The sequence below is a fragment of the Pseudomonas sp. GL-B-19 genome (assembly GCF_019956415.1).
Classification (GTDB): Bacteria; Pseudomonadota; Gammaproteobacteria; order Pseudomonadales; family Pseudomonadaceae; genus Aquipseudomonas.
Genome location: NZ_JAHBDK010000058.1, coordinates 1 through 22,383 on the forward strand (window position 1 = coordinate 1; position 22,383 = coordinate 22,383).

A 22,383-nucleotide genomic window follows, 5' to 3' on the forward strand; every position below is an offset into this window, starting at 1 on the left:
TGTATGGATGGGGCGGGGAGTAAAGCGATAGGCCGTTCCTGTTTTTGGTGACCAGATGCCGTGGTGGGGAAGGGCGGGTTTTACTTTTTTGTGCAAACCGCATATGAGGTTTTGTAGACAAATCAAGTGACAGCTCAGGGCGGGAGCTGCCTAACCCGAACAGAGCGCTTCTGGTCGATTGCTTCCTGATATGAAGGACAGAAATCGGCCAAAAGTTGCCTCTCAGCTGGGCTGTGAATCCTGTGTGGAGCAACCTTCTGGTTTGAGCGTCTCGCGTAGTTCCGCCCATCTCAACAGTGCATCTAGTGCCGGACACAGCGCCTGGCCCCACTCTGTCATGCGATATTCCACTTTAGGTGGTACTTGCGGATAGGCGGTGCGATGCACGATGCCATCCGCTTCCAACTGGCGTAACTGCTGGGCGAGCATCTTCTGGGATATCTCGGGGATCAGCTTTTCGAGCTCGGAAAAACGTTGCACCTGGCCTCCGAAGAGGTGGAACAGGATCACCAACTTCCAGCGTCCTTCGAGTTGCCTGAGCACTGCTTCTACGCTGCAGGCCGCGGTCGACGGTGTATAAATCTCTCTCATATTTACCTAACTTACTTTTTCGTGCGTTCTTGCCATTTGGTAACCCTATAGCGAGTATGTGGGTGAAGCAATCCTCACATCAGCGAGGTAATGCGCCATGAAAATCGAATTGCCTGAACCGCTCGCCAGCTACCTTGCCGCCGAAAAAAATACCGACATCGAGATATTAGAGCGCTGCTTTAGCAAGGACGCCACCGTGCGCGACGAAGGCCAGACGTACAATGGGCTGGAGGCCATCAAAGCCTGGAAGCAAGCTTCGCAGGCCAAGTATCAATACAGCATCGAGCCATTGAGTAGCTCGCAGAAAGGACAGATCGTGACCCTGCTTGCCCGGCTTACCGGGAACTTCCCTGGTAGCCCGATCGAGCTCACCTACACTGTTGAACTTGCCGACGACAAGATCGTATCCCTGGAGATTCGCTGACGAGCATGGCACTGGGACTTGAAGGCCACCGGGCGTTGGTCACCGGCGGGACCAAGGGTATTGGTGAAGCCGTTGTCTTTCGCTTGCGCGAGGCTGGTGTAAAAGTCCTGACTGCTGCGCGTTCACGTCCCGAGCACATTCCCGAGGACATCTTCGTCGCGGCGGACATCAGCACCACCGAGGGTTGTGCCAGCGTCGTTGATGCCGTCCATGATCGTCTCGGCGGGCTCGATATCATCGTTCATGTCGCTGGCGGATCATCGGCTCCCGCCGGTGGCTATGCGATGCTCGACGATCAGGAATGGCAACGGGCTCTGGAACTGAACCTGCTCCCGGCAGTTCGCCTCGACCGAGCACTACTGCCCATGCTGCTCAAGCAGGGTTCGGGTGTCATCATCCATGTCACTTCTATCCAGAGCCAGCTGCCGCTACCTGAATCTACACTTGCATACGCTGCCGCCAAGGCCGCGCTTTCGAACTACAGCAAGGGTCTTTCCAAAGAGGTCAGTCCCAAGGGTGTTCGCGTAGTCAGGGTTTCACCGGGATGGGTGGAGACCAAGGCCTCAGTCGCCTTTGTGGAGGAAATCGCGAGGCAGAACGACACAGATTATGAGGGTGGCCGCCAAATAGTGATGGGCTCACTGGGAGGCATCCCGATCGGACGCCCCGCTAGACCAAGCGAAGTCGCCGATCTCATCGCATTCCTCGTCTCGCCGCTTGCGAGCGTCATCACTGGCACTGAATATGTGATTGATGGTGGAACGGTTCCCACAATGTGACGCATTCCTACATCAGCATGAAGAGTGGCTGTGAGCGTGCCCCGTACTAGCTTATTGCCGCCCTGATGAGTGAAAGGCGCTTGAAAATGAAAAAATAAGTCAGTCTACTATTGCCTGAGCGTCCGCAATGGGTCGGATAGCGACCATCAGCCATTGTGACTGATCCACCCTTGTTCTCGAAGCCAAATGGTCTGTAACGGCGGCGAGTGAATGTTACGGAACTGAATCTGATCTGTATCTCGTATTCATCGTGGCGATAAGACGTACAAATAACGGGCACGATTTTAACTGCGCACGGGATGTTGGCTTATTGTGATCTACACTCCTTGGGCGCTTGAGTTGGCGCCTCGCTATAGGATTTACTTAGTCGCTAAGTGAAGAGACCGACCTGAATTTCAGTTGGGTCGCAGTCTGGGTGGGGGCATGCCAGTCGATCAGCAAAAACCCTTGTTTGGCAATCGTGTATCAGGCGAGTTCGACAACGCCTGGATTGAAGCCCTGATCCCCAACATGACTTGGCACTACTGAAAAAAGTCGGGAGGGTTTCAGGCATTCAAATTATTTCACCGTGGCCATGAACGCTCACGGTGCCAGCTTGCTCAAAACTAACGAGGTGGAAATGAACAGGAAGTCTAACCCGTGCTGGACAATGGCTGCGGCACTCGTCGTAGTGGGTTCAACGCTTTTTGCGGGGTGTGCGAGCAAGAACGATCCGATCACGCAGGCAGACAAGACGGATGTGACCAAGGGCGTACCCGCGCCGAGTCTCGAGCAGACTAAGGCAATCGCCGAGGAAGGCTTTATTTACGGCTTACCGCTGGTCATGAACTACGCCGTGATGAACGAATATGCTGTGGACAAGGGCGGCCCGCAATACAAGGCGCCGTTCAACCAGATCAAGAACGAGCCTCGCGTCTTCACCTACCAAGACACGGCCATCATCACTCCGAACAGCGACACCCCGTACTCGTTTGTCTGGCTGGACCTGCGCGCGGAGCCGATGGTGATCTCGGTGCCGGCAGTGGACAAGCGGCGTTACTACTCGGTGCAGATGATCGACGGCAACACTTACAACTACGGTTACATCGGCAGCCGTGCCACCGGCAACGAAGCGGGCGACTACATGGTGGTCGGTCCCGATTGGAAAGGCGCGCCCCCTCCCGGTATCAAAAAAGTCTTCACCTCGACCACTCCCTTCGCCGTGAGCGCCATTCGGACTCAGCTCTACAATGCCAAGGACATGCCGAATGTCGAGAAGGTGCAAGCGGGCTACAAGGTCCAGCCGCTGTCCACCTTCCTCCATCAACCCGCGCCGCCCACTGCGCCGAAGATTGATTTCGTGCCGGCTACGACGGAAGGCATCAAGGCCAACTTCTTCGAGTACCTGTCGGCCGCGATGGAGTATGTGCCGCCATCGGCTGACGACCAGGAGATCCGGGCCAAGCTGGCGAGCATTGGGGTGGGACCCGGTCGCACCTTCGAATTTAAGGACCTCTCGCTCGAGCACAAGGCCGTGGTCCTGCTCGGGATGAAGGCCGGTGACGAGAAGGTCGACAAGTTCCTCGCGAGCGGGACGAAGATAATCAACGGCTGGAGCGTAGGCGCGTACTTCGGCGACCAAACGTTCTACAAGGCCGACTGGCTGAAACGTGCTGGTGCCGCGAAAGGCGGCCTCTACGGCAACGACGCCGTCGAGGCGATGTATCCCAACACGCGCACCGACGGCACCGGCCAGACGCTGGATACCAGCAAGCGCAAGTACACGCTGACTTTCCCGGCCGGCAAACTGCCGCCAGTCAATGCCTTCTGGTCGGTGACCATGTACGACGGCAAGAGCCAGCTGCTGATCAAGAATCCGCTCAACCGTTACCTGATCAATTCGCCGATGCTGTCGGCGATGAAGAAAAACACGGATGGTTCACTGACGCTGTACATCCAGAAAGACTCCCCCGGCAAGGCTAAGGAGGCAAACTGGTTGCCCGCGCCTGACGACACGGTCTTTCTGGTAATGCGCCTCTACTGGCCGAAGACCGCACCGCCTTCGATTCTTCCCGCTGGCGACGGCAGCTGGCAGCCACCGGCGCTGGTGGTCTCGAAGTAGTGCGACTCTTGTGAGCCATTGCCGACACTCGCCGTAGGTCGGTGTCGGCCTGTGCTGCCTTTTTGCCAATAGCTGCCGATCATGAAGGGCTGCTATTGGCCGATTCTGTTGAAAAAGTTGAAAGGAAAGGGGACGGATTTATTTTCCAGAAAAATAAATCTGTCCCCTTTTTTGCTCTTTTTTGCTCACCCTGAACAGGCAGGTCATCGATGTATCAGAACTTAGCGCTGCTTGCCGCCTTCCTCCTTATCTACAGCATATTTGCGGGGCGCTTCGAGTCACGCCTGCTCAATGGCCCGCTTATGTTCATGCTTGCCGGTCTGATTCTCGGCCCGGCATTTCTGGGCATTCTGCAACCCCGGATTGACAGGGATGGCCTCAGGTTCTTGGCTGAGCTGACGCTGGCGATTGTTCTGTTCAGCGATGCGGCCAACGCCAACCTGAAGGTCCTGCGGGCCAATGAAGGACTTCCGCTGCGCTTGCTGATGATAGGGCTACCACTGACCATAGCGGGTGGTTGGCTAGTCGGCGTCTGGCTGTTCCCACAGGTCCCACCGTTGGAATTGGCAATACTGGCAACCCTTCTGGCTCCCACTGATGCTGCGCTCGGTAAAGCTGTTGTGAGCAATCCCAAGGTTCCCGCGTCCGTACGTGAAGGGTTAAACGTAGAGAGCGGGTTGAATGATGGAATCTGCGTTCCAGTGTTGCTTATGTTTTTGGCATTGCTGGTCGAACAGCAGACACAGTCCCCTATCTCACTGGCAATAGAGTTGGTTATCGAGGAACTGGGCATCGGTGCACTCATCGGTATTACCCTTACTCTCATCGCCTGGTGGTTGCAGCGCTACTCTGGAAATCACCATTGGCAAACGCCCATGTGGTCACAGTTGACCCTGCCCGGGCTCGCCACTCTGTGCTTTGCCACAGCGCAAACACTAGGTGGTAGCGGGTTTATCGCCGCGTTCGTCGGTGGGTTGCTCGCTAGTTTTCTATTTACCGAGCAAAAGCACCAGATGCTCAAGGCCAGCGAAGAGTTCGCCAGCCTGTTATCGGTCATTACCTGGGGCGTATTTGGCGCACTGGTGATCCCTTGGGCCTGGAGCAGTCTCACCCTGAACATCTGGCTTTACTCGGTGCTCAGCCTGACCGTGATTCGCATACTGCCCGTGCTGATCAGTCTGGTGGGAACCCGTTTCGATTTCGAAACCCGCCTCTTCATCGGTTGGTTCGGCCCGCGAGGTCTGGCCAGCATTGTCTTCGCCGTCATGATATTGCCCTACCCTCTACAAGCAAGTCGTACCTTGGTGGCTACTGCTGTCTGTACCGTTTTACTCAGCGTGCTATTACATGGTCTGAGTGCCAATCCATGGGTTGCACGGCTGGCCAGTCGTGATCATTGATGTTTGTCAGAAACACCACAGTTTTTGCGGGTGTTAGCGTTGTGACGTGATGATGACTACAAACGAACGGCTGATCAGCCGTCATCTACACAGGATGGACTATCTATATTGGGTCGTTTTCAGCCGGTCGCGACAGGCTGCAATCGGCCGATTCTGTTGAAAAAGTCGGCCATGGTTTGCGCATCAGAAAAGTACGCGTCCGAGATTGAAATCTTTAATTTTGGCAGAGGCTTCCGGAGTCGGATTTCACGTAGCAGCGTGCAGAAAAGGCGTTTTCACCAGTCAATGATCAGGCAGTTTGGGCAGACCGACTTTTTCAACAGAATCGGTCGATAGCTACCGGTGAGCGTGGAAGTTCGGTTGAGCCATTCTCCGCCCAGCGTATTGATCGAGCGCGGAACCTGATTGCTTTCGTAGGACGGATAACGCGCCAGCGTTATCCGCCGTGGAGGGGCCGGCGTATTACCTATTCCGGGTTATGCGCCCTACGGTACTAGCGATGGTTGCGATAGCGTTCGGTCAAGGACTGCACGAGGGTGACGTAGGATTGCGTCTCGGCATAGGGAGGCACCCCGTTGTACTCGACCACGGACGCTTCGCCGGCGTTGTAACCTGCCAACGCCAGCACCTGGTTGCCGTTGAAGCGCTTGAGCAGCCAGGCCAGGTAGCGCACGCCGCCACGAATGTTCTGTCGTGCGTCGAACGGATCGTCCACGGCGAAGCGCTCGGCGGTGGCGGGCATCAACTGCATCAGCCCCTGGGCGCCGGCTTCGGAAATGGCGTTGGGGCGAAACGCCGATTCGGCATGTATCACTGCGCGGACCAGCGCCCTGTCGACACCATAATGACCCGAAGCGGCTTCGATCTCCCGCCGATAGGAATGGGTGTCCAGGCTCAGTGAGGCGACCTTGAAATCCTTCGGCGCCATGCACAGATAGCAGCCCTTGATGTAATAGAGCTCAAGGACATCGACCCGTGCGGAGATCCCGACGGGGCGCCGGCTCACATATTGACGAATACCCTTGTGGATGAAGGTGAACACCCGAATCCGCACCGCGCCTGAGTCGTCGTCCCGCACAACCCGTGGCAGGGCCATTGCCTTGGCGCCGACACCGGCGCCCGCCATGCCATTCAGGCGAGTGCAGCGGGCGCTGGCGATGGCTTGGCTGGTGTAGCTGATGGCTCCGTCCCTGGCTTGGCACTTGAACATGGCGCTGGCGCACAGTGGCGCGACCAGCAAGGCCAGCTCGATGCAGCCAAGAAGGCTCTTTCGAGCCCATCGCCATGCTCTGGAACTCATCACATCGCTCCGCGTCGCAGGCGCCGATCAGGCCTGGGGTGCCTGGCCCGGGCGCCGCCTTTGGAGGGCCTATTCTGGGTGACCCGCCTTTTGTTCTGATAGTTATACCCCTTGTAACCGGCCTTGGAATTTGCGTTGACGTACGGGCTACGCACTGACCGAAACACGGCTGCTTCCTGCGAAGACCCAGCGGTTCATCGAGTTCATACGCGACCATCTCAACAGTGCTTAATGCCTGACGGCTGGATAGGGGGCATCCCGACGCAAACGAATGTCTCCTTCTGACCGATTCTGTTGAAAAAGTCGGCCATGGTTTACGCATCAGAAAAGTACGCGTCCGAGATTGAAATCTTTACTTTTGGCAGAGGCTTCCGGACTTGGATTTCACGTTGCAGCGTGCAGAAAAGGCGTTTTCACCAGTCAATGATCAGGCAGTTTGGGCAGACCGACTTTTTCAACAGAATCGGCCGATAGCCGACTGATTCAAGAGACCACGTTGCCACCACAATTGCGACGGTCACCCCTATAAATTCGACAGAGGCTTCTTGGATGCTTCCAGCTTTCACCACCTGTAGGAAGCACGTGTCAGCCTATTCAACAGATCTTGAAGGCGCGCGTTTAAACACCCTCAAGGTTACGTCCTGAAAGCTACAAAACCTTGTGCCATTGCCTACGGCTACGCCAGAATCCGCCGGCTTGTGCGCTTTTGGGCCACTCGGTAACTTGATTCGTGTCACTGCCCATCAGTGATCGGGTTTAGCAGCCCGTCGTGACGAAGCGCATCTGCATCCAGACAGTCAGGTCATTTCATGCCTGCACTTCATGGTAGCTGTGCGCAGGGCGCCCTCGGGCGCGCCGGATTCGTCTCCGCCGGTCTGCTAACCTGCACACAGCTGCCACCCTCCGTTTAGCAGCGATTCGGTGACGGCTCCATATTGTTGGAGACTTTAATATGTTCAAGGTCACACCCAATCCACCAGACACCGATCCAGTGTCCCCGTACGAACCCGATTCAAAAAAGCTCAACGAGGCCGCCGAACGGGCCCTCAACTTCCACTTCCCCTCGAATGCCGACATTAAAGCCACCAAGCGAACGCGCAGTACTCTGTTTTCCGTGGACCCAGAGGCCACTGCCGAAACCCTGGCGGTTTTTTTGGTCGAGACGCTGGCGTCGGTCGATGTGATGGTTCATCAGTTGGTGGATCATTTGGAAGGTGAGTCACGCTATGCCTTGCTGGGCATTTCCAACAGCATCATGGTGGCGGAGATCACGGCGAACCGGGTGCTGGATAAAGTTGAGCCGTCCGTGTAGCCGCTGTTCTGTGGTGGGGGAGCAAGCTCCCTCATCAGTTGAGCCATTTCTGCGTTAACGCAATTTCTGTAGCAGCTGGCGGAGCCTGCGTCCGGCTGCGTAGCAGTCGTAAAGCCTGAGTTTGCGGTCTTCCTGACGCACCGCATCGTCTGATGACACGACTGCTACGCAGCCGGACGCAGGCTTCGCCAGCTGCTACGGATTGTGCTCGGAGCGCGAGGGTGGCACCGGTCTTTGAAATACAAAACATCTGATGCGGTGGCTCGCACTAACTTGACCGCGAGTTTCATTGCCGAAGCACCTTTTCCATGGATTTGCCTTTGGCGAGTTCATCCACAAGTTTGTCCAACTGGCGGATTCGTTTCATCAGCGGATCTTCAACATCCTCCACACGGATACCGCAGACCACACCTTTGATGAGGTTGCTGTTTGGATGCATCTCTGGCGCCTGAGCAAAGAAGGCTTCGAAGTCGACCTTCAGCGTGAGCTGATGCAATAGCCCCGCCTGGTCGTAGCCCGTGAGCCAGCAAATGACGCGGTCTACTTCCTCTTGTGTACGCCCCTTGCGCTTGGCTTTCGCTACGTACATTGGATAAACCGCCGCAAAGGGTGTCGAGAAGATTCGATGTCCGGACATCTGCGTTTCTCCTGGTGCGGCTCGGTTTGATCTAGCCTTGAGTTAAGTCACGCGGGAGAAAAACACCATGCCCCTCGCTCTCAGAAATCTGTCGGCCCTTACTTTGAGTGTCTTTTTTTGCATGGCAGCGTGCGGTCAAGGGGAAGCAGACATCAATCACCCACCGGCAATACTCCCGTTGGAATCTGAGGCGGTGCCAAAGCTCATCGCCTATCCACCGCTGGCCGAGCCGCTCGCCCGTGGTGTTGTCATTATCCAGTATCGAACAGAGCACGCCAGGATCATGCCGGTATTTGGCAAGACGGCTGCTGATGTATCACCACGCCTCGGTCACCTTCACGTGACCGTCGACAACAGGGAAGGGACATGGGCGCACACCAGTGAAGACCCGATTATCTTGGTTGGACTCAAACCCGGCACGCATAAGGTTCTTCTTGAAGTGGCCGACCCGACTCACAAAATTCTCACCAGTACGATAGTGAATTTTATCGTTCCGGAGAAGAAACCAACGGACGCCCCCCACATTGACGATAGTCACGCAGTAAAACCATGACTGTTGAGTGTTCATGGCTAACTGCTGTGGTGTGAGTAGCCCCAGATTTCTTAGACACATCTGACTGACTGCTCTTGGCTGTGGATTCAACCGGCCCGATGCGCTTGGCTATCGGTTCAGGAGAGGTGCCAGCAATGCACACATGCCGCGCCAGTGCGAACCCTCCCAGTAAATCCGTTGGCAGGCGTCGCAGCGCAGAAAGCGCGAATAGAGGGCGCCAATGCGTGGCGGCACCTGGGGCCGAGCCAGTTCCGGGCTGATCTCGTGCAGCGGCAGGTTGCAATGAAGGCACAGGCTGAATGGCCGCGCGCTGCGCGCCAGGTCGAGGCGCTCATACAATTCGCGCAGCTGCAGCGACGGTTTCAGGGCATGCACGTAACAGCCGTGGCTGATGATCCGCCGCTTGAGCAGTTCGCGGTCACGGGTTAGCACGATGCGTCCTTGCTGCGCAGCGATCTCGGCGATCTCGCTATCCTCGAAGCCATTGTCGTAGAGGGTATCGAAGCCGCTCATGCGCAGCAGGCTGGCCAGCCCGCCAAGGTGCGCATCCGCGACGAAGCGCAGCACCCGCAAAGGTTGCATACGAACCTTCAGCAGCGGGCTGATGTCCAGCGCTTCGAACTTGGGATACACCGCCAGCCGGTCACTGTCGAAGATCACCCGCTCGAAGCCCACCGACTCGCCGTTGAGCAGCACCAGTTCGACCTCGGTGTGCGGTATCCCGAGCGCTTCGATCATGTGCTTGACCGTCGCCCCTTGCGCGCACTTGCAGGTGAAGGACTGCCGCCGCCGTTCGGCCGGCAGGAAATCGTTGAGCTCCTCGTAGAAGCGAAAGGTTGCACTGGTCATGTTGAACAGTATAGGCAGGGCTGCAAGTTGAGCGCCTAAAATGGGGATTGAGTGGGAAGGTGGTCTGTCGCTTCCTGCGATTATCTCGGGGCGCTTGGTTCGGGACTACGCTAAAGCCATGCGGGTCGTCGATCAATGGTGACCCACTGTCCGCGCTGTGTCCGTCCTTGGAGCGCCCAATGCCGCCCATCACCACGCGCCTGGTGGCGCTGTTTGTTCTTTGCCTGACCTTTGAAGTGCCAGCCCAGACCGACGCCTGCCCAGCTGGCGAGACACGAGTATGCCTGGACAGCTGCATCTGCCTCCCAGCCGGGGGACAGCTTGAGGGTGTCTACCAGCTCGCGGCACCTGCCCTGGCGCTGTGGTTGACCCAAGCCCGCGCTGAAGCAGCCAACGCCGGCATCCAACCCATTCCACCGCACATCCGGGAGCAACTGCTGCGCTGGTACGACCCCAGCGTCCTCGATACCGCGCGCTACAAAGTCAGCGACAACGGCCAATTCAGCGCCGCCACTGCCATGCTGCAAAACCCCGATATCGGCGCCGTGACGCTGATCGACATCATCCTCTTCCGGGATGCTCAATCCGCAGAAGAGAACGTCATGCTCTGGGCTCACGAATTAAAGCATGTGCAGCAGTATCAGGAATGGGGGGTAGAAGGATTTGCCCGGCGCTATACACAAGATTTCAATGCTGTGGAGGCGCCGGCTTATGCCATACAGGCTGAGGTCAGACGGGTGGTGCGGGAGTGACTGACTGTAAAAAAGGTGACGGAAAAATAGATCCCCTTTTTTCCCATATTCCCAGAGGAGGGTGAAAAACGGAAAGTTCTGTAACGGTCAACTGTGGATGAACGTCCAGAGATCGGTATTCAGTTTGTCGATAGCGGCTTTAAAGTCCTTGGTGGTGATTGACTGCTTGTCGTTCTCTAGCTGGGTGCCAAATATCTTGCGCACCACTTTGACTACGGTCTGATTGGTTCTAGCGTCAATGAACTCGGCTTCGATGAACAGATTAGTGTCTTGATCCCGGTGACCGGTGGCTGCCTGTGTCGCTCCGACAACGGCCGCGATCGGCATAATTTCATACCACTTCATGCCTTCGTTCGAAGCGCTGACGCCAGTGATTGCCGCACGCAGGATCAGAGTGTGTGACCCGGCCGGTGCAGCGGCCGCGCTAGACGCCCTCCGGTATTTTTGGCCCAGCACGCTTTTGGCCTTCCTGGACATGTAGTACTGCAAGTCGGCCAGAGTCTGCTGATTGACCTGCTCATTGGGTTTCGGCGCGGGGTAAAACTCCAGCGTTCTGAACGCGATGGTGTCATAAGCATTCGGGTTCCACGACGGGCTCACCCAGCGCATTGCCTTCTCACCCGTGGCGGTGGTCACTTCTTCCAGATTGTTGTAGTTGGACAAGAAACCGGAGTACTGCTCGCGCTCAGTGACTTGGGAGGTGCAACCGCCGAGTACCAGGCTGGCCAGTGCGACGCCGACAAACAACTTATGGGCCAAGGTCATAGTGGCTTCACTCCACGATTAAGTCGGGTTCCGTCAACAGAAAATCAGAAACGCCAAGTCATGTTTCCAGTCACGGCTTGAATCCAGGCGTTGTCGAACTGACTGCAGAGTTGATTGCCCGTTGTGGGCTTGGTCTGCTCCACCGGCATGTCGCCGAGCCAAACCATAGCCCAACTGACGTTGATGTCGGTGTCCTTACCCAGAGCATAGGTGGCTCCTGTGGCGATGCGCCAGGTTTGGCCGATGCTGCCTGTTACGAAGGACAGCATTCGACTGTGGATTCAGCACTTGGTGCTAGACTTTCCGGTTGATCAGCCGTGAGAGCCCGGTATGAACGATGAAAAAAACGACGCGATTCAAAGGGCAAAACCTGACAGCGGAACTCGTCGCTTGTGTTGAGCGGTTTGAGCCCGATCCTGGACCCGAACCGGGCACGACCGAACACACCAAAGCAGAGTTTGACGCGATGGTGGAGGCGCTTTTACGTGAATACAAACCGGAAGATCTTTGGGTCTTTGCTTATGGCTCACTGATATGGAATCCGGAGTTTGAATTTTTGGAGAGCCGCGGCGCCACCGCCTATGGGTGGCATCGGTCGTTCTGCCTGAAACTTACTCGCTGGCGCGGCACCCGCGAGTTGCCAGCCCTAATGTTGGCCCTCGACCGCGGCGGAAGCTGCAACGGGTTGGCATACCGGCTTCCAGCGCAAGATCACTTCAAACAACTGGGACTGTTAATGTTCCGGGAAATTGACGCAAACCCACCAACCAATGTTCCGCGCTGGATTTCGGTTAAAACCGAGACTGGGATATTGCGTGCATTAGCCTTTGTCGCAGCTCGCGACGGAATGGCCTATGCAGGCAAGTTGCCAATGGAAAAGGTTGCACATGTGTTGGCTCGCGCAGCCGGGCACTGGGGCTCGGCAGCCCAATATCTATTCCGGACCGTGACAATGCTGAAAGAGCATGGCATTCGTGACCGTAATATGTGGCGCATACAAAGCCTGGTCGCACAGGAAATCGAAGAGTTATTGGGAAAGAAAGGGGACGAATTTATTTTTCCGTCAGCTTTTGGAAAATAAATCCGTCCACTTTTTTTCTTTTTTACCTTACGTCTCTCTCCACGGATCGGCGAGAACGGCTGCGCGAAGACGAGGGTTAGCGCAACGCGCTGGCTCTTCTTTCTACAATCCTGAAACTCAAGCGTACGGATGTTCCCTGTTGTTCATGGTGGGTCAGACGGGCTTCTCCACCAAAACTTTCCATGATCTGCTTCACCATAATCAGCCCTATGCCTAGCCTGCCTTGCTTAGTGGTGTAGAAGGTTTTGAACGCCATCATTTCTTGTTGCCGTGACGTTCCATTCCCGGTGTCACCAATGATGAGATGCAGCCATTGATGGGTTTCATCCACATAAGCCTGGATGGATAATTTTCCCCCGCCCTGCATTGCCTCTATTGCATTGGCAATGACGCTATTGAGAATTTGAGAAAGCAAAAGTGGATTACTGATGATCCGGAGGGCGGGCTCATTCTTGAACTCGACCTGGATTCTTGACTGAGCCAATTGCGCGCTGAAGCCGGCCAGAGTGGCGTGTACCACAATCATCGGTTCCACCAGTTCTGCCTCTCCACGGATCGGTCGCAAGCACAGCAGCAATTCGTGCACCCACTGCGACATCCGATCCACTTGGTTGACTATATCGTCGATATTCTTCTTGGAGGGTTGGCCGTCCATTTCACTCGCCAACTCTGCGCTGGAGCGGATGCAGGCAAGTGGATTGCGCAGACTATGAGCGACCGCCGTGGACATTTCGACCAAGCCCACGTAGGTCTTGTTGGCGACGAGTTGGGCTTCCTGTGACGCCAGCTGAATCGAGGCCCGTCGAACAATCCAATACAGCCCGACGTAAAGGAGCAGACCGCCGGCCGCCGTAGACAGCCAGATTATCCAGTGGCCACGATTGAGCCGTTCGATTAGATCGACCGGTTCCTTGTAAATTTCCACCACTGCCAGAGTATTCCCCAGATCATCTACCAAGGGGATGTAGCTCTCGATGAAGAACATTTTGGGAGCGAGCAAAAATTGTTGTTCGGGACGGCGTTCATCAGCGTTGCTGTATTTGGTGGAAATTCGGCCTTTCGAGTTGAATGCCGCTTCAAGTGGTTCGTCGTTCAGAATTGTTTGTCCGATAAGCTGCGGATTGGTCGACCACATCACTGTCCGAAGAGGGGAGTAGATGCTAATCAGGAGTGAGTCCGGGAGGTACGAAAGGTGGTCGAGGAACTCGGAGCGGGCACGGTGCCTGTTCAGCGACATTTCTTCCGACAGCACCCCATTTTGGGTGGCCGCCAAAACGTCGCCCATCCGCATCCCGGCCAACTCGTGGTGACGTATCTCACCCTGAGCGATGGTCTGGATAAATTGCGCTGACAACAGTGCGTCGCGCTCCAGGCTTTCGATGACCAGGAAACGGGTCGACACTGACCCCAGCCCGATGGCTATCGCGCTGATCAGGATGAAGCTGATGATCGAAAACCATCGCAGGAGGTTGGGTGGTTTTGTCGGCGAAATTGAGTCGGCCGCTCCCCGATCAAGGCGTCTGAAAAAAGCTGAATTTGGCTGCATGGGGAGTGTCCTTATTCATGCTGCACGTCCGGTTGTAGCAGCTTGAACAACTCAATGAGTTCTGGATGAATACCCAGCATTCTCTGTGCCAAAAACCTCAGACGTACATAACGTAGGGTAAGGCAGGCAGTAATCGTTCTGTTTAGTGCCTGAGACGGAACAAATGGTGGTTTCCAGGCATTCGTCAGCGCGAAAGAAAACGCATTCCTGGGGAAATAGAACCAACTCTGGGGACAATCCCCCTGCGAAGGGTGATGTCAGGGGCGTCTATAGAAACCAGTTAGCTGTTTTGGGGTGAGAGCGACGCTGGTCAGTGCCAGCGTATGGCCGATTGCTGCGTGTTACGAAGGACTTCCTCTCGATGCACACCCCGTTCCGCTTCTGAGTCGACTAAGGGAAAACTTTAGCCGGGTTGAAGATTTCCCCCCTGCGGATGCTGTTCATCTCAATACCGACGCGGCGTCTACTCACTTACCTTGCTTAGCCAAGAGGCGTGTCGTCGTAGCGGCCTGTTCCATTGAGCTCGCCTGGCGTTTTGCCCCATAACAATAAGAGGCCTGACAATGTTCAAACCCAACGTCCAATACATCTCCCATGCAATTCGCCTGAGTGTGGCTGGTATCTGCCACGCAACTTCCCAGTCGCCAACCTGTGCACCCTCGAGCGACGCACTGCGCGCGTGAACGTTTGCTCTGATGAGCACCCTGGCGGATTTAATAAGGCTCGGTGTTCGGCTGCCGCCGTTTTAGTTCTTGGTTTGATTCTGCTCCTATAAATACAGTGCTCAAGCACATACAGATGTGGAGATGTTAGATGTATGAGGTAAAGCAATCTCGCCGTGGGCTTGGTATTGCCAGCGTGGTGGGGATGATTTGTTCGCCTTTGACAGCCTATGCCGGTGTTGTTGATGACAGTCACTTCAAAGTGGATACACGTAACTTCTACCTGCACCGCAATTACACCAATACCAATGCGCCTGTGTCTGAAGTGCATAGTTGGTCTCAGGGTTTCGATGCGCAGTTCACCTCCGGTTACACCGATACGGCCCTGGCAATCGGCCTGGATGTGGATGCGCAATACGCCGTGCGCCTGGATTCCTCGGGTAACGACGGTTCGCTGCCGTTCAGCGTAAGCGAACAGCAGACGGCCCCTGAATACAGTCGCGCCGGTGCGACCTTCAAGACGCGCTACAGCAAGACCGAGTTGAAGGTCGGTGATCTTCGCCCGCAATTACCGGTGGCGTTCGATGACACCAGTCGGCAGTTGGACACCATTTACCAGGGGGCCGTGGTCGAGTCCAAGGAAGTCGATGGGTTGACGTTGACCGGCGGCCGTTTCTGGTCTGCCGTTACACGGGAATCTTCTGACCACGCAAAACTGTACAAATTTGGCACCCCCGCCAATCTCGACAGTGACGGCCTGGACTTTGGCGGGGCAACTTACGACATTACCAAGAACCTACAAGTCAGTTACTTCTATGGCGTCTTGCAGGATATTTATCAGCAGCACTATTTTGGCCTGATGCATATGGCTGATCTGGGCAATGGCTACAAACTTAAAACCGACTTGCGCTACTTCAATAACAATGAAGCTGGCAGTGCTTTGGACGGTGAGATTGACAACCGTGCCTACGGCGCATTGTTCAGCTTGCTCAAGGGTGCACACATGTTTGGCCTCAGTTACCAGCGCATGCTCGGTGACAGCGTGTTCCCAACTATGAATGGTTTTATCCCACAACCCTACCTGGTGCATTGGGGGTCGGTGGGATTTATCCGTCCCGATGAAAAGTCCTGGGGCGCGCGCTATAGCTATGACTTTGCCGGGATGGGCATGCCGGGGCTGAAGTTCTTCACCCGTTACTACAAGGGAACCAACTGGGACCGCGGCGGCAACCTGAGCGACAACCAGGAAAGCGAACGCTATCTGGGGCTCAACTACGTGGTGCAAAGCGGGGCGCTGCAAGGCCTGGGGCTGGACCTGCGCAACATCGACGTAAAACAGAAGTACGGCTACGACTACAACGAGTTCCGTTTCGCCACGACTTACACCTGGAAGTTCTGGTAAGCGCTGTTGCAGGGCGCGACTGCGCCTTGCCTAAAACGCGCTGAGCCGATTACCCTCCCGGCGCCACGGAGCCAGGCGGGTGTTTTACCCCATAACAATAAGAGGCCTGACCATGTTCGAACCCATCGTTTTTTACATCTCCCAGGCAATCCGCCTGCCGGTGGCAGGCATCTGCCCCGCAAATACCCAGTCGGTGTCCTGCGCACCGTCACCCGGCGCGCTGCGCGCTTGAGCGGATTCCAAGAGGAGCAAACATTAGTGAATATCCAAGTCGATGATGCGGTACTGCAGAAGAAGAAAACGTACATTTACGAGTGGTATGTGGTGGCTCTGTGCATGCTTGCCTACATATTTTCATTTGTGGATCGGCAGATCCTGGCGCTGATGATCGAGCCGATCAAAGCCGACTTGCAGATCAGTGATACCCAGTTCAGCTTGTTGCACGGGCTGGCCTTTTCGTTGTTCTACGCGTTCATGGGCATGCCCATCGCCTATCTGGCCGACCGCTTCTCCCGTCCGAAGATCATCGCCGTCGGTGTGGTGTTCTGGAGCCTGGCGACTGCCGCCTGTGGCCTGAGCAAGAACTTCCTGCAAATGTTCCTCGCCCGCATCGGTGTCGGCGTCGGCGAAGCGGCCCTGTCGCCGTCGGCCTACTCGATGTTCAGCGATATGTTCCCCAAGGAGAAGCTCGGCCGCGCAGTGGGTATCTACTCGATCGGCTCGTTCGTCGGTGGCGGTCTGGCCTTTCTGGTCGGTGGCTATGTGATCGCGATGCTCAAGGACATGAACACCATCGAGGTCGCCTTTCTCGGCGCAATGAAGGCCTGGCAGCTGGCGTTCTTCATTGTCGGCCTGCCCGGCATCCTGGTTGGCCTGTTGATCTGGCTCACCGTACGCAATCCGGCGCGTAAAGGCCTGCAGGTCGATGCGCAGGGGCGGGCCAAGAAGGTCGCGCTGAGCGATGGCTTTCGCTTCCTCGGCCGCCACCGTGCCACCTTCGCCTGCCACTACCTGGGCTTTTCGTTTTACGCCATGGTCCTTTTCTGCATGATGAGCTGGAGCCCGGCGCTGTATATCCGCAAGTTCGGCCTGTCGCCGATGGAGGCGGGCTACATGCTCGGCACCGTGCTGTTGCTGGCCAACACCGCTGGGGTGTTATTTGGTGGATGGCTCACCGACTATTTGGCCAAGAAAGGTCATCAGGACGCCGCCATGCGCACTGGAGTCATCGGTGCCCTCGGCATGGCGGTGCCGGCCGTGCTGTTCCCCCAAGCCGATCAACTGTGGCTGTCGGTGACCCTGCTGGTACCGGCGATGTTCTTCGCCTCGTTCCCGATGCCGGCGTCCACGGCGGCAATGCAGATCCTCGCGCCGAATCAGGTGCGCGCGCAGGTCTCGGCAGTGTTTCTGCTGATCAGCAATCTGCTGGGGTTGGGCCTGGGGACCACGCTGGTGGCGCTGTTGACCGACCGTTACTTCGGTTCGCCGGCGGCGGTGGGCTCGTCGATGTCGCTGGTGATCGCCGGCGCGTCGGCGTTGACAGTGCTTCTTTTATGGCGTGGTTGCCGTCATTTCCGCGAAAGCTATGCTCGGGAGTACCCGACCCAGGCTTGACATAAATAGTCCATGATCGGCACCTTGGCCTCGCTCCGTTTGAACGGAGCGGGGCCAATTTGCTCCAGTTCGGGAGAGCCACTGATGTTGAATTACGTACACCTGCTGGAACGGCACAGCCTGCTCAGCTCGGCCGATTACCGCGAGATCAAGGACAAGGTCAGCCATTACTTGTGCCCGCACAGCTTCAACGTACTGCGTGACGAGCCCATTTATACCCGGCTCAACGGCGTATTCTTCGGCGCTTCGGCGCTGCTCGACTTGCGCTATGGCGCGCCAGTGGAGATCAACATCGGCGATATAGCCGATCAATACCTGTTTCGCATTACCTTGCAGGGGCAGTGCGAGGTGGCCCACGGGCGGCGTAGCGCGGCGATGCAGTCGGGCTACCTGAGCATTTCCTCGCCGTTCGCGACAAGCCGCATCATTACCGATGGCCAATGCCGCAACCTGATCCTGCGCGTCGACCGTGATGCCCTGGAGACGCAACTCCAACACCTGCTCGGCCGCGGCCTGCGGCAGTCGGTGATCTTCGATGTCAGCGTCGACCATCTGGGTGCCGGCGTCGTCAGTCTCTATCACACCCTGGACTACATCTGTCGGCTTTACGGCAGCGGCGTGGACGGTTCGCGTATCGCCAGCGGCCTGTCCGAATACCTGATGCAACTGCTGCTCACACAGTTGCCGCATAACTACTCCGCGGATCTTTTGATCGATTCGCGCGCGCCGCTGCCGCACCACGTGAAGAAGGCCCGTGACTACATCGAGGAGCACCTCGACGAACCGATCAGTCTGGCGACCCTGAGCGAGCTGTGTGGCGTGTCGGTCCGCACCTTGCAAAACGGCTTCAAGCAGTTTCTCCAGCAGGCACCGGTCGAGTACATCCGTGACCGTCGTCTGGCGGTGATCCACGAGTCGCTGAAGCAGGGCAGGGACGGCGAAACCGTCACCGATATCCTGTTGCGTCACGGCATCAACAGCTTCGGGCATTTCTCCAGCGCCTATCGGCAACGCTATGGCTGCTTGCCGTCGGACACTCTACGGCGGCAAGCGCATTAATACTTCTGCGTAATCCGTCAGTCGGCTGCGCAATCGGATAAGTGTGTGACGGCATGGATCGATAGCATCGAGACTCTTACAAAAAAGGAGCATCTCCATGAATATTACCGTGCTGGGTGGCGGTCACGGCTGCTACGCCGCTGCTGTCGAAATGGCTGAAAAGGGGCATACGACCCGCCTGTGGCGTCGCGACTCCGCCGCGCTCAAGGAGCTGCTGGACATCGGCAGCCTGACGATCAAGGACTACCAGGGCACTCGCCAGTTGTCCGTCGGCAAACCGGGCGACAAGCTGTCGCTGACCGACAACCTTGCCGAAGCCCTGAGCGACGCGCAACTGGTCATCATTCCGCTGCCGTCGACCTCCCACGAAGACCTGGCCAAACACGTCGCACCGCACCTGCACGACGGTCAAGTCTTGTTCTTGCCGCCGGGCACCTTTGGCAGCTACGTGTTCGCCAAGGCCATGGCTGATGCGGGCAACCAGAGCAAGGTCGCCTTCGCAGAAACCGGCACGCTGCCGTACCTGGTGCGCAAGCACGGTGCCAGCGACCTGGTGATCAGTTGCTACGCCACCCGCCTGCCGACCGGCGTGTTCCCGAGCAACCTGTCCGAGCACGCCTTCGCTGTGCTGCGCGAGGCCTACCCGAGCGTCGAGCCGATTGAAGACGCCCTGAGCGGTGCGTTGATGAACGCAGGTCCCATCATCCACCCGCCGCTGATCATGATGAATGCCGGGCCGCTGGAGCATTTCGAGGCGTGGGACATTCACAACGAGGGCACCCAGCCGTCGATCCGCCGCGTGACCAACCAGCTCGACGCCGAGCGCATGGCCGTGCGCGAAGCACTGACTTACGGCGCGCCGCATTTCCCGCTGGCCGACCACTACAACAGCACCGAAGGCGAGGAGTGGATGTACGGTCGCGGTGCCCATGGCAAGCTGACCGATAGCGGTGACTGGCGCGAAGACATCGACCTGCAGAAGCATCGGTACATGCTGGAAGACACTCGCCTGGGCCTGTCCTTCCTGGTTTCCGTCGGCCGCTGGGCCGGTGTGCCGACCCCTGTAGCGCAGGGCCTGCTGAGCATTGCTTCGGTCGTCGCTGCACGTGACCTCTACGCCGAAGGCCGCACCCTGGAAAACCTCGGTCTGGCCAACCTGAGCCGGGCGCAGATGACCGAGCTACTGACCAAGGGCTACAACTGATGAACGCTGCGCTGCCTCAAGTCAGCGTGGTCGGTGCCGGCCGGATGGGCGAGGGCATTGTCCTGGCGTTCATCCATGCGGGCCTGCCGGTAAACCTGATCGACATCAAGGACCGCGACGAAGACGAGCGACGGGTCTACTTCGAGCGAGTGCGGAGTAACATCCGCAGCGAGCTACAAATGCTGGTACACCTCGGCGTGCTCCAGGTGGAACAGGCGGACATCGCCCTATCCCGGGTGACGGTGCAATCCAAATCCCAGGCCGCGACGACGTTGCACCAGTGCGACCTGGTGTTCGAAGCGGTGCCGGAAGTCATCGCGGTCAAGCAGGAGACCTTCGCCTGGGTCAGCGAGCATGTCGCGCCGTCGACGATCATTGCGTCGACCACGTCGACCTTTCTGGTCACCGAGCTGAGCGAAATGGTCAGTGAGCCGAAGCGCTTCGTGAACGCGCACTGGCTGAATCCGGCGTACCTGATGCCGCTCGTGGAAGTCAGCCGCAGCGAAGCGACCTGCCCGCAGGTGGTCGAGCGGCTGTTGCAACTGCTCAAGCGCATCGGCAAGGTGCCCGTGGTGTGCAATCCGGTGGCCGGTTACATAGTCCCGCGCATCCAGGCACTGGCGATGAACGAAGCCGCACGGATGGTGGAGGAGGGCGTGGCCAGCGCAGAAGATATTGACACCGCGGTGCGCGTCGGCTTTGGCCTGCGTTTCTCGGTGCTGGGCTTGCTCGAGTTCATAGACTGGGGTGGCGGCGACATCCTCTACTACGCCTCGCGCTACCTCAGTGGAGCGCTGGACCCGCGTTTCCAGTCGCCGCAGGTGATTGCCGACAACATGCAAAACGGCCGCAATGGCTTGCGAGACGGACAGGGTTTCTACGATTACCGCGACATGGACGTGGAAAGCTACAAGCAGCAACGTCTTGGCGACTTTGTCCGCAAGCTGGAGTTGTCGGGGCTGACGCCAGCTTTCGATGGCGCCTTGAGGCAGGCCTGAGCATCAGGGCCCGGATGTCGGGCCCTGATCGTCGAGCTGCATAATCTGTAAAGCCGCTAACGCTTTATCCAGATTGTGCGCTAGCTCAGGCTTGCGCCGCGCTCATCCCGCCAGTGGCCGTGGATTTTTTGCGCACGGCTTGATAGAGCAGGCTGGACACCATGAATCCCACAACGGCCAGTATGCTCATCAGGCTGAAGACATAGTTGTAACCCTGTTGGCCAGGGAAGTGGTCGAGGATCGCGCCATAGATGACGTAGGCAAACATGCCGGGTGCATAACCGATCAGGCAACCGATGCCGAAGGCCGAGCCGGTGATGTGCTGGGGAATGCCGACTTCACCCATGGGGGCCCAGAACACGCCGCGCATGGAGAACACGATCAGGGCGAAGGACAGGGTGGCGGCCATGCCCGCATAGATGAAGCCGGGGCTTTTCGGAATCAGCATGATCACGCCCATCAGCGGTAACAGCGCCAGGAATGCCCACTTCAGGTAGCGGCTGGTGCTCTTGAACTGCTTGTCGGCAATGAAACCGCCGGCAGGCCCGCCGAGGATCTTCAGGAAGTACTGGTTGATGATGCCGTAGGCGCCCACCAACGCCACGGGCAACCCGTACATTTCCTTGAGGTAGGGAATGAAATAGGTCAGGCCGCAGTAGACGATGTAGACCATGAACACGTTGAGGCTGACCAGCCAGATTCCCGGAACCTTGATCGCTTCCATCAAGTTCGCCAGACCATTCTTCGGCTTGGCCGCCGACTGCGCGTTGCCGCCCTTGAGCAGGAACCAGGTCAGGGTGCCAGCCAGAATGTCGATGACCGAGTAGAACAGGATCGCCGACTTCAGGCCGGTTTCGCCCGAACCCATGGCGACGAACACGCCCAGGGCGGAAAAGGCCACCAGTGTATCCACCACGCCACGCCCGCCTTCGAGCAGGCCGAACAACCGGCCTTGCTCCTGATCGTCACCCAGGTTGCGGATGGCTTTGAGCAGTGATGGCCAGAACAGGCAGTCGGCACAAATCGCCAACAGACTGAACACGATCAGCAAATTGCTGAAGGGCGGAAAGGTCGCCAGGTACAACCCCAGGCTTCCGGTCCCGATCAGGCCGAGGGGGATCAGTTTGCGCGTGTCATAGCGATCGGCGAGCAGGCCGCCAAGCACAAACAGCGCAGTAGCGATGATCGCGTTGGCACTCAGCAGCATACCGATTTCAGTGTGGCTCAAACCCATGAATTCCTGCATGGGTACATAGAAGGCGTCCTTGAGGTTCGCCAGCTTGTAGATGGTGCCGCCACCGAGGATGAGGATCAGGAATCTGAGCCATTTGGCCTTGTTTTGAATTGTCATTAT

20 protein-coding genes and 1 pseudogene are annotated in these 22,383 nt (G+C 57.2%); 13 read left to right on the forward strand and 8 right to left on the reverse strand.

The genetic code is table 11. The features are described from left to right. Positions 1-222: 222 nt before the first annotated feature. Positions 223-591 (reverse strand): winged helix-turn-helix transcriptional regulator, encoded by a 369-nt coding sequence (locus tag KGB06_RS22265; protein ID WP_223519604.1) that lies wholly within the window; start codon positions 589-591, stop codon positions 223-225. A 97-nt stretch (positions 592-688) separates the two neighbouring features. Between KGB06_RS22265 and KGB06_RS22270 the strand changes: the two genes are divergently transcribed. The 4 genes from KGB06_RS22270 (at position 689) to KGB06_RS22285 (ending at position 5,295) form a co-directional block, all read left to right on the forward strand. Further along, positions 689-1,015 (forward strand): nuclear transport factor 2 family protein, encoded by a 327-nt coding sequence (locus KGB06_RS22270; RefSeq protein ID WP_223519606.1) that lies wholly within the window; start codon positions 689-691, stop codon positions 1,013-1,015. A gap of 5 nt (positions 1,016-1,020) precedes the next feature. Next, positions 1,021-1,794, forward strand: a complete 774-nt coding sequence (locus tag KGB06_RS22275) for an SDR family oxidoreductase (protein ID WP_223519608.1) — start codon at positions 1,021-1,023, stop codon at positions 1,792-1,794. Between the two features lie 649 nt (positions 1,795-2,443). Then, complete coding sequence (locus KGB06_RS22280) at positions 2,444-3,895, forward strand: DUF1254 domain-containing protein (protein ID WP_223519648.1); 1,452 nt, start codon at positions 2,444-2,446, stop codon at positions 3,893-3,895. A gap of 209 nt (positions 3,896-4,104) precedes the next feature. After that, positions 4,105-5,295: a cation:proton antiporter gene (locus tag KGB06_RS22285; protein ID WP_223519609.1), complete on the forward strand. Its 1,191-nt coding sequence runs from the start codon at positions 4,105-4,107 to the stop codon at positions 5,293-5,295. Between the two features lie 493 nt (positions 5,296-5,788). On the opposite strand, the gene KGB06_RS22290 is transcribed toward KGB06_RS22285, so the two are convergent. Further along, positions 5,789-6,595, reverse strand: coding sequence for a lytic transglycosylase domain-containing protein (locus KGB06_RS22290; RefSeq protein WP_223519611.1), 807 nt, complete (start codon positions 6,593-6,595; stop codon positions 5,789-5,791). Between the two features lie 952 nt (positions 6,596-7,547). Between KGB06_RS22290 and KGB06_RS22295 the strand changes: the two genes are divergently transcribed. Further along, the gene (locus tag KGB06_RS22295) at positions 7,548-7,907 is read left to right on the forward strand and encodes a DUF6124 family protein (protein ID WP_007949545.1); all 360 of its coding nucleotides are present in this window, start codon (positions 7,548-7,550) and stop codon (positions 7,905-7,907) included. 286 nt (positions 7,908-8,193) lie between these two features. On the opposite strand, the gene KGB06_RS22300 is transcribed toward KGB06_RS22295, so the two are convergent. Further along, positions 8,194-8,544 carry a DUF2200 domain-containing protein gene (locus KGB06_RS22300; protein WP_223519613.1) on the reverse strand — a complete coding sequence of 117 codons (351 nt, stop codon included), beginning with the start codon at positions 8,542-8,544 and terminating at the stop codon, positions 8,194-8,196. 67 nt (positions 8,545-8,611) lie between these two features. Between KGB06_RS22300 and KGB06_RS22305 the strand changes: the two genes are divergently transcribed. Next, on the forward strand, positions 8,612-9,097 hold the full coding sequence (locus KGB06_RS22305) for a DUF6130 family protein (protein WP_223519615.1): 486 nt from the start codon (positions 8,612-8,614) through the stop codon (positions 9,095-9,097). 108 nt (positions 9,098-9,205) lie between these two features. On the opposite strand, the gene KGB06_RS22310 is transcribed toward KGB06_RS22305, so the two are convergent. Further along, positions 9,206-9,946 (reverse strand): Mut7-C ubiquitin/RNAse domain-containing protein, encoded by a 741-nt coding sequence (locus tag KGB06_RS22310; RefSeq protein WP_223519617.1) that lies wholly within the window; start codon positions 9,944-9,946, stop codon positions 9,206-9,208. A gap of 179 nt (positions 9,947-10,125) precedes the next feature. On the opposite strand from KGB06_RS22310, the gene KGB06_RS22315 reads away from it, so the two are divergent. Further along, the gene (locus KGB06_RS22315) at positions 10,126-10,698 is read left to right on the forward strand and encodes a DUF4157 domain-containing protein (protein WP_223519619.1); all 573 of its coding nucleotides are present in this window, start codon (positions 10,126-10,128) and stop codon (positions 10,696-10,698) included. 87 nt (positions 10,699-10,785) lie between these two features. On the opposite strand, the gene KGB06_RS22320 is transcribed toward KGB06_RS22315, so the two are convergent. Together KGB06_RS22320 and KGB06_RS22325 are read right to left on the reverse strand one after the other, a co-directional pair. Further along, positions 10,786-11,463, reverse strand: coding sequence for a DUF3313 domain-containing protein (locus KGB06_RS22320; RefSeq protein WP_223519621.1), 678 nt, complete (start codon positions 11,461-11,463; stop codon positions 10,786-10,788). Positions 11,464-11,507: 44 nt separating this feature from the next. Further along, a pseudogene (locus KGB06_RS22325) lies at positions 11,508-11,708 on the reverse strand (transporter); the annotation flags it as partial. A 92-nt stretch (positions 11,709-11,800) separates the two neighbouring features. Between KGB06_RS22325 and KGB06_RS22330 the strand changes: the two are divergent. Continuing rightward, positions 11,801-12,544 carry a gamma-glutamylcyclotransferase gene (locus KGB06_RS22330; RefSeq protein ID WP_223519623.1) on the forward strand — a complete coding sequence of 248 codons (744 nt, stop codon included), beginning with the start codon at positions 11,801-11,803 and terminating at the stop codon, positions 12,542-12,544. A 76-nt stretch (positions 12,545-12,620) separates the two neighbouring features. On the opposite strand, the gene KGB06_RS22335 is transcribed toward KGB06_RS22330, so the two are convergent. After that, positions 12,621-14,090, reverse strand: coding sequence for a sensor histidine kinase (locus KGB06_RS22335; RefSeq protein ID WP_223519625.1), 1,470 nt, complete (start codon positions 14,088-14,090; stop codon positions 12,621-12,623). A gap of 813 nt (positions 14,091-14,903) precedes the next feature. Here KGB06_RS22335 and KGB06_RS22340 point away from each other — a divergent pair. The 5 genes from KGB06_RS22340 to KGB06_RS22360 all read left to right on the forward strand — a co-directional run bounded on the left by KGB06_RS22340 (position 14,904) and on the right by KGB06_RS22360 (position 21,029). Next, a complete protein-coding gene (locus KGB06_RS22340; RefSeq protein ID WP_223519627.1) occupies positions 14,904-16,154 on the forward strand; it encodes an OprD family outer membrane porin in 1,251 nt (416 codons plus the stop codon). Positions 16,155-16,412: 258 nt separating this feature from the next. Then, positions 16,413-17,768 (forward strand): spinster family MFS transporter, encoded by a 1,356-nt coding sequence (locus tag KGB06_RS22345; RefSeq protein ID WP_223519629.1) that lies wholly within the window; start codon positions 16,413-16,415, stop codon positions 17,766-17,768. 84 nt (positions 17,769-17,852) lie between these two features. Continuing rightward, positions 17,853-18,827 (forward strand): helix-turn-helix domain-containing protein, encoded by a 975-nt coding sequence (locus tag KGB06_RS22350; protein ID WP_223519631.1) that lies wholly within the window; start codon positions 17,853-17,855, stop codon positions 18,825-18,827. Between the two features lie 97 nt (positions 18,828-18,924). Further along, the gene (locus tag KGB06_RS22355) at positions 18,925-20,031 is read left to right on the forward strand and encodes an NAD/NADP-dependent octopine/nopaline dehydrogenase family protein (RefSeq protein ID WP_223519633.1); all 1,107 of its coding nucleotides are present in this window, start codon (positions 18,925-18,927) and stop codon (positions 20,029-20,031) included. Further along, positions 20,031-21,029 carry a 3-hydroxybutyryl-CoA dehydrogenase gene (locus tag KGB06_RS22360; RefSeq protein WP_223519634.1) on the forward strand — a complete coding sequence of 333 codons (999 nt, stop codon included), beginning with the start codon at positions 20,031-20,033 and terminating at the stop codon, positions 21,027-21,029. The genes KGB06_RS22355 and KGB06_RS22360 overlap by 1 nt, the downstream gene beginning before the upstream one ends. Positions 21,030-21,114: 85 nt before the next feature. Here KGB06_RS22360 and KGB06_RS22365 read toward each other — a convergent pair whose 3' ends face one another. Further along, positions 21,115-22,380 carry an MFS transporter gene (locus KGB06_RS22365; RefSeq protein ID WP_223519636.1) on the reverse strand — a complete coding sequence of 422 codons (1,266 nt, stop codon included), beginning with the start codon at positions 22,378-22,380 and terminating at the stop codon, positions 21,115-21,117. Between the last annotated feature and the right edge of the window lie 3 nt (positions 22,381-22,383).